The organism is Streptomyces sp. NPDC060198 (genome assembly GCF_042728415.1).
Taxonomy (GTDB): Bacteria; Actinomycetota; Actinomycetes; order Streptomycetales; family Streptomycetaceae; genus Streptomyces.
In genome coordinates this window covers 1-6348 of sequence record NZ_JBHWZJ010000387.1, presented here as the reverse complement: position 1 = coordinate 6348, position 6348 = coordinate 1, and the positions used below count along the sequence as shown (strand labels likewise).

Here is a 6348-nt window from a genome sequence, read left to right as displayed (position 1 = left end):
GCCGCTTCCCCCCACGGGGAAGCGGCAGGGCCTTCTTCGTCGAAGGCCGTGAAGTCCGCACAGCTCGCCGCGACGCCATCGACGGAATCATGCGGGCCCGTCGCCTTCAGCGCTTCTCACTCGCTTCCTGCGCTTCGGCCCGCTTCAGGTCGCGCAGCTTTCTCTCCGCCCCTTCCCGTTGCCCACCGAAGAGAGCCTCATTGAATTGGGCCAGTTCTCGTAGGAGGCGAACCTTCTCCTCGGCCGTGGATATCACCTGCACGAGCGGCCCTTTTTTCGCCTGATGCGTCCATAGAGCGCTGAGCGCCGTGTTCAGCAAAGGGGCGTAGAAACCAAAATTCCGCACCGCCTGCACCCTCCGGATGGCCACCGCTTCTTGCAGACACGTCAGCGCTTCCTCCCACTGATCGAGTTCGCTCAGTGCGTTGCCGAGGTTCTGGAGGCAGCCGGAAAGCTCGATGTGATCCTGAGTGGGGTCACCGTCACCGATTGCCAGGCGACTCTGGCGGACCCCTTCGCGCGCCGTGTCACGGCGCACTTCGGCGGGGAGGCTTCGTGCCGAAAAATTGGCCAGAGCATAGGTGAGACGACTCCGGTATTCGTGGGCGAGCTTCAGGTCCTTCGATTTCAGACGGCCCACGAGGTCGGTGAAGATATTGACTGCTCCGCGCGAGGCCGTGAGCGCATACTCCCTGTTGCCGTTCATGTGGAACATGATTCCGGCCGCGTCAAGGTCGAACGCGAGCTCGGCAAGTTCGTCGTCCCCGTCACCCGCGAGCTGGACGCGGATCTTGAGGGATCTCTGCATACGCACGGCAGCCCCCGCATGATCTCCGACCGCGTACAGACGGTGCGCGAGATTGCGGTACACCTCGGCACGGGCGGAGGAATCGTCCCCGGCACGCTCCAGCCGGTACGTTTCGAGGCGCCCGGAGAGCACCGCGGCGCCCGCGTCGAGTTCCACGTTCCGGAAGGGCAGACGGGCCTCGAACGCGTCCAGCACGGACTCGGGTATCCACTGATTGTCCGCCAGACGGGAGATCGCGGCTGAGCCGGCCCGCGAGAAGACCTCCGGACGGTCGGCGAGCAGGGGTACCAGTTGCTGCCGGGTGACGTGCTCCCAGCGGCGCGCGGTCTCGATCAGGGTGATCAGGCTCGGCTTGACCCACGGAGCACCGGCCGGGCGGTCTCCGCTCGCCGTTCGGCCGGTGACCAGCCTGCGAGGTGCGTCGACGCTCCAGGGGTCGGCCAGCGAGGACATGACCGGTTCGGCGGGGAGGAGCAGGGCCAGGAAGTCCTCACCGAGCAAGTCGGGGTGCAGCGGTTCCAGAGCGGTGCCGAACTGCTGCACCGGGTAGGCGACCGCGTGGTCCTTCAGCACCTTTGCCGTCGGTTCGTTGCTGTCGATGCCCGTGCGGGCGAGTGCCGCGAGAGCGTCGATCCGGGGCAGGGCCCCCGTCAAGATGGCCGTATACACGGTCTGCGCGAAGACATCGGGCCCTATCGAGACCTGATGGGATTTCAACAGGCTCTCCCAGTAGTCCCGTTCGCGCTTCATCAGATAGCTCGATATCTCGCCCTGTCTCCCGGTCAGCACCTCGCCCCGCCGTTTGGCTTCGACATCCACCAGTGCTGCCATGTGCAACGAGAGCACCGTGGAGAATCCGTCGCCACTCAGGTCGCGCGAGCCGTCGGGCACCGTCACCCCGATGATCGACGCGAAGTACCGGCACGCTTGGGCGTAGAGAGCGCTCCGGTCGACGCCCTCGTCGTGATCGAGAGGCAGGAGCGGTACGTCGTCGAACGCATGCCCCCAATCCGTGAGATGTCGCGTCGGAGTGCTCCACCATCCTCCCGCCGAGCGTGCGACAAGGAGCACGCGGATGGGCTGGACCGCCTGCTGCCGACAGTCGCTCAGGAAGTCGATGAGGTCTGCCTGCGGCCATCGCTCGGCGTAGTCGACGATCACCAGGTACCCCCGCGGCCGAGAACTCCCAGCAGGACGGCGGGACGTCGGTGCCTCCCCCGTGGATGAACCGAATGCGCGATCACTTCCGTGCCGCACCTGAATGACCGTCCAGCCCGCTTGCCGGCTCTCTGCCCCGAACTCGATGACCAGTCGCGACTTCCCCTGGCCGCCAGGTCCGTGGAGGAGCCGGACCGCGAGGGCATCGTTCCCCGCACTGGGGTCACGCCACGCACGCAACGATGCGAGAACGGGTTCCCGACCGACGAACGCGATCTGCTGGTGCTCCGCCCGGATGAGCGAGCTCGGCCGCTCTCTCGCCTCCTGTGAGGTGAACAGCCTGCGCGGCGCCACGCCTTGGGACACGAAGTACGCCGTGGCGCCACTGCCGGCCCGCACGTGGGCTTGCGTCCCGTTGAAGAGGGCCTCCCGGCCCCAGCCCACGGTCCACCACGACGGGGAGGGGCCCTTCCGCGCACTCCTCGCGTCGCGGGCCCGCCTCAGCAGGGCGATCAGTGGCTCCTGCGGAACGTTCAGGCAACGGGCGACCCGCTTCACCGTGTCCCGGCGCGGAAGCGACGTTCCGCCGAGACAGCCACGAACAGCACCGCGCGACAGGGCAGTAGCGTCGGCGATCCACGTTTCGGTCTTCCCTTGGGACTCCTTCGCTTCCCGTAACCGCGCTTTGAGTGCGGCCAACGCCTCGAACGCGGCCTCGTCGCCCCCGTGATCGTCAGCCAAGGGTCCCCCCGTCCCGAGCCGTCCGGTACGACAACGTACAGAGTGAACAACGCTGTACCAGCCGTACGGGAACTTGGCCTCAGGCGCAAGACCACCCACGCGGAAGGCAGTCCCATGAACTTCAGTCAGACCGACTTCGCCCTGATACTTCTCGGAACGGCAGTCGCTCTGTTCATCGCCGTACTCATCGGCGGAGCGACCGTCCTGCTCTCGATCCAGGCGGGGGAAAGCCTTCTGACGGCGATGACGAAGGGCGGTAAGGCATTCACCGCGACTCTCATGATGCTGATCGCCGTCGCCGTACTGGCCTCCAACGTGTTCGGAGGATGAGCCACCGAAGGGCGGGCCGGGACCGGTCCCGCAGGAAGCCGCTCGTGTCGCGGTCAGGGCCGCGGCACGAACAGCAGCATGACGCCCAGGGTGATCATCGCCGGTGGTACGTACGCGAGCCCGGCGGCGATCCAGCGGGCCGCGGACCACGAGCGGCGGATCGCCAGCAGCCAGCAGAGTACGAGCGCGGCCGGGGTCACGGTGAGGCTGAGGGAGTAGCCGAGGGTCACTACGTTCAGCGGTCCGCGCACGGCGGGCTCGCAGACCGGACCGCAGGCGGCACCGGCGAGCAGGGCGATCCAGAGCAGGCCCGTCACCACGGGCACCAGGTGCGGGAGCAGGGCGGTGGCGACGGCGGGCACGGTCCAGCGCGGTGCGGGACCGGAGCCGGTCGGGGCCGCCCCGAGCCGGCGGCCACCGGGGACGCGGCGCGGGGTGCGGGCGATCCGGCCGGACCGGAGCGTGGCGGCGTTACGGGCGGCGGCACGAGGACGGCTGCGGCGGTAGGGCATACGCCCAGCCCACCGCAGAACCGGAGCCGATAACTCCGGGCCCGTACTCATCCCGCGCCCGGACTCGTACTCACCGTGCGCAGCCACACGCGCACCCACCGGGCACCGGGCGTACTCACCGTGCGCGGCGGATGCCGGAGCCGACGGCGTACTCCCCCCGGACCGCGACGTCGAAAGCGGTGGTGACGTACACGCGGACGGCGCGCAGCACGTCGCCGAAGGGGTGGGGGCGGAGGTGACCGGTGGCCGCGGTCGCGCCGTGCGCGGGGCCGGTCCTGCGGGGGTTCAGGATCGCGGTGCTCATGCCTTCCAGGGTGCTCCTGCCACCCGCGTACGGGCCAGGACGGCAGCAGGGCGGCCCCGGCCCGGAGCAGCGTCTCCGTGCGGCCGGCCTTGCGGCCCCGGGAACCATCCGGTTCGTCCGGGCCCCGGAGCGTGGATACAATCGCCGGTCTGCCCCGCCCTCCCGCACCGTGGTACCGGTCTCGCCCGCCGGCAGCCGGGGGAGTGCCGCCGACCGGACGGAAACCGGCCGACTGCCGTGCGCGCCACCGCGTGCGCGGCCGGTACGCGCGCCACCGCGCGTATCCCTCGTGATCCGCCCACCGGGACCCGGCCGTGCGCCCCTCAGCGCCGTGCGGCCGTCGCCCTGCGTCGAACTGCCGGAGGCCCTACCGTGTCCGCGCCGCACACCGCAGAAAGTGGCACCCCCACCGATCCCCCCGCCGATCGGATCACCGATCCGCTGGCCCGCGAGCGGGGACACCTCGCCGCGTCCCGGACGGCCCTGCGCGTCATGCGCGAGGACGTCCAGGCCCTCGACATCCGCGACGTCACCGCCAACTGGGTGAACGCCGCCGTGCTCCAGGCGCAGATCGACGAGCGCATCAAGGCGCTCGCCGACCTCTCGCACACCCCGCTCTTCTTCGGCCGGCTCGACTTCGAGCACCCCGTCGGCGGCGAACTCGCCGAGGGCGCGGAGGGTGAGCGGTTCTACATCGGCCGGCGTCACGTCCACGACGCCCACGGCGACCCGATGGTCATCGACTGGCGTGCGCCGGTCTCGCAGGCGTTCTACCAGGCGTCCCGCCTGGACCCGCAGGACGTGGGGCTGCGCCGCCGCTTCGGCTACACCGGCGGCGAACTGACCGCGTACGAGGACGAGGACCTGACCACGCCCGCCGAGGCGGCGGGCGCCGGGTCCGGCACCACCAGCAAGCTGCTCCAGGCGGAGATCGAACGGCCGCGCGTCGGTCCGATGCGGGACATCGTCGCGACGATCCAGCCGGAGCAGGACGAGATCGTCCGTAGCGAGCTGGGCGGCACGATCTGCGTACAGGGTGGCCCCGGCACCGGAAAGACTGCGGTGGGCCTGCACCGTGTCGCGTACCTGCTGTACGCGCACCGGGACCGGCTGGCGCGCACGGGCACACTCGTCATCGGGCCGAACCGGTCGTTCCTCCACTACATCGAGCAGGTGCTGCCCGCCCTCGGCGAGATGGAGGTGCAGCAGGCGACCGTGGAGGACCTGGTCACCAAGGACGTCGAGGTGCGCGGCACGGACGAGGCGTCCGCCGCCCTCGTGAAGGGCGACGCGCGGATGGCCGAGGTGCTGCGGCGGGCGATCCGCTCGCACGTCACCCCGCCCACCGAGGAGGTCGTGGTGGTACGCGGTTCGCGCCGCTGGCGGGTCCCGGCGTACGAGGTGGAGGAGCTGGTCGACGAGCTGCTCGCCCGCGACATGCGGTACGGCGCCGCGCACGAGGCGCTGCCGCAGCGGATCGCGCACCGGGTGCTGGTCCGGATGGAGGAGGCCGGGGAGGCGCCGGACGACCGGGTGCAGAACGCGGTGGCCCGTACGCCCGCCGTGAAGGCGGCGGTCAAGGCGGTCTGGCCCGCCGTCGATCCGGCGAAGCTGGTGCTGCGGCTGCTCTCCGACCCGGAGTTCCTGGCCGCGCACGCGGAAGGGCTGCTCACCGACGACGAGCAGAAGGCGGTGCTCCGGACGAAGCCGGCCCGCAGCGTGAAGTCGGCGAAGTGGTCGACGGCGGACGCGGTGCTCATCGACGAGGCCCGCGATCTGGTGGAGCGTACGCACTCGCTCGGCCATGTGGTGCTCGACGAGGCGCAGGACCTCTCCCCGATGCAGTACCGGGCGGTGGGCCGCCGCTGTTCGACGGGTTCGGCGACCGTGCTGGGCGACCTCGCGCAGGGCACCACGCCCTGGTCGACGCGGAGCTGGGCGGACGCGCTCGGTCACCTGGGCAAGCGGGACGCGCACGTGGAGGAGCTGACGGCGGGCTTCCGTGTGCCGCGCGAGGTGATCGCGTACGCCTCGCGGCTGCTGCCCTCGATCGCCCCCGGCCTCGCCCCGGTCGAGTCGGTGCGTGAGTCGCCCGGTTCGCTGGCGGTACGTCCGGTGGGCGACGCCGGGGCACTGGTCGCGGCGGCGGTCGCCGCCTGCGAGGAGGCGCTGGAGCAGGAGGGTTCGATCGGGCTGATCGCCGCCGACGCCCGGGTCCCCGCGCTGGCCGAGGCGCTGGCGACGGCCGGCCACGCCGTGCTGTCGCCGGGCGAGGAGACGAGCGCCGCGTCCCGGCTGACACTGGTCCCCGCCTCGCTGGCGAAGGGCCTGGAGTACGACTACGTGGTGCTGGACGAGCCCGCGGCCGTGGTCGACGGCGAGCCCGACGAGCGCACCGGACTGCGCCGGCTGTACGTGGCGCTGACCCGCGCGGTGTCCGGCCTCACCGTGGTGCACGCGGCTCCGCTGCCCGAGGCGCTGGCCGCCTGAGGGAC

5 protein-coding genes are annotated in these 6348 nt (G+C 70.8%); 2 read left to right on the top strand and 3 right to left on the bottom strand.

Annotation, left to right across the window (positions count from 1 at the left end):
* Positions 1-106 precede the first annotated feature (106 nt).
* Positions 107-1969 carry a tetratricopeptide repeat protein gene (locus ACFWEP_RS29905; RefSeq protein WP_387374687.1) on the bottom strand — a complete coding sequence of 621 codons (1863 nt, stop codon included), beginning with the start codon at positions 1967-1969 and terminating at the stop codon, positions 107-109.
* A gap of 852 nt (positions 1970-2821) precedes the next feature.
* Here ACFWEP_RS29905 and ACFWEP_RS29900 point away from each other — a divergent pair.
* The gene (locus ACFWEP_RS29900; protein ID WP_387374685.1) at positions 2822-3037 is read left to right on the top strand and encodes a hypothetical protein; all 216 of its coding nucleotides are present in this window, start codon (positions 2822-2824) and stop codon (positions 3035-3037) included.
* A gap of 53 nt (positions 3038-3090) precedes the next feature.
* On the opposite strand, the gene ACFWEP_RS29895 is transcribed toward ACFWEP_RS29900, so the two are convergent.
* Together ACFWEP_RS29895 and ACFWEP_RS29890 are read right to left on the bottom strand one after the other, a co-directional pair.
* Complete coding sequence (locus ACFWEP_RS29895; RefSeq protein WP_387374683.1) at positions 3091-3549, bottom strand: hypothetical protein; 459 nt, start codon at positions 3547-3549, stop codon at positions 3091-3093.
* Positions 3550-3664: 115 nt separating this feature from the next.
* The gene (locus ACFWEP_RS29890; protein ID WP_387374681.1) at positions 3665-3853 is read right to left on the bottom strand and encodes a hypothetical protein; all 189 of its coding nucleotides are present in this window, start codon (positions 3851-3853) and stop codon (positions 3665-3667) included.
* Between the two features lie 372 nt (positions 3854-4225).
* Between ACFWEP_RS29890 and ACFWEP_RS29885 the strand changes: the two genes are divergently transcribed.
* The gene (locus ACFWEP_RS29885; RefSeq protein WP_387374679.1) at positions 4226-6343 is read left to right on the top strand and encodes a HelD family protein; all 2118 of its coding nucleotides are present in this window, start codon (positions 4226-4228) and stop codon (positions 6341-6343) included.
* Positions 6344-6348: the final 5 nt, after the last annotated feature.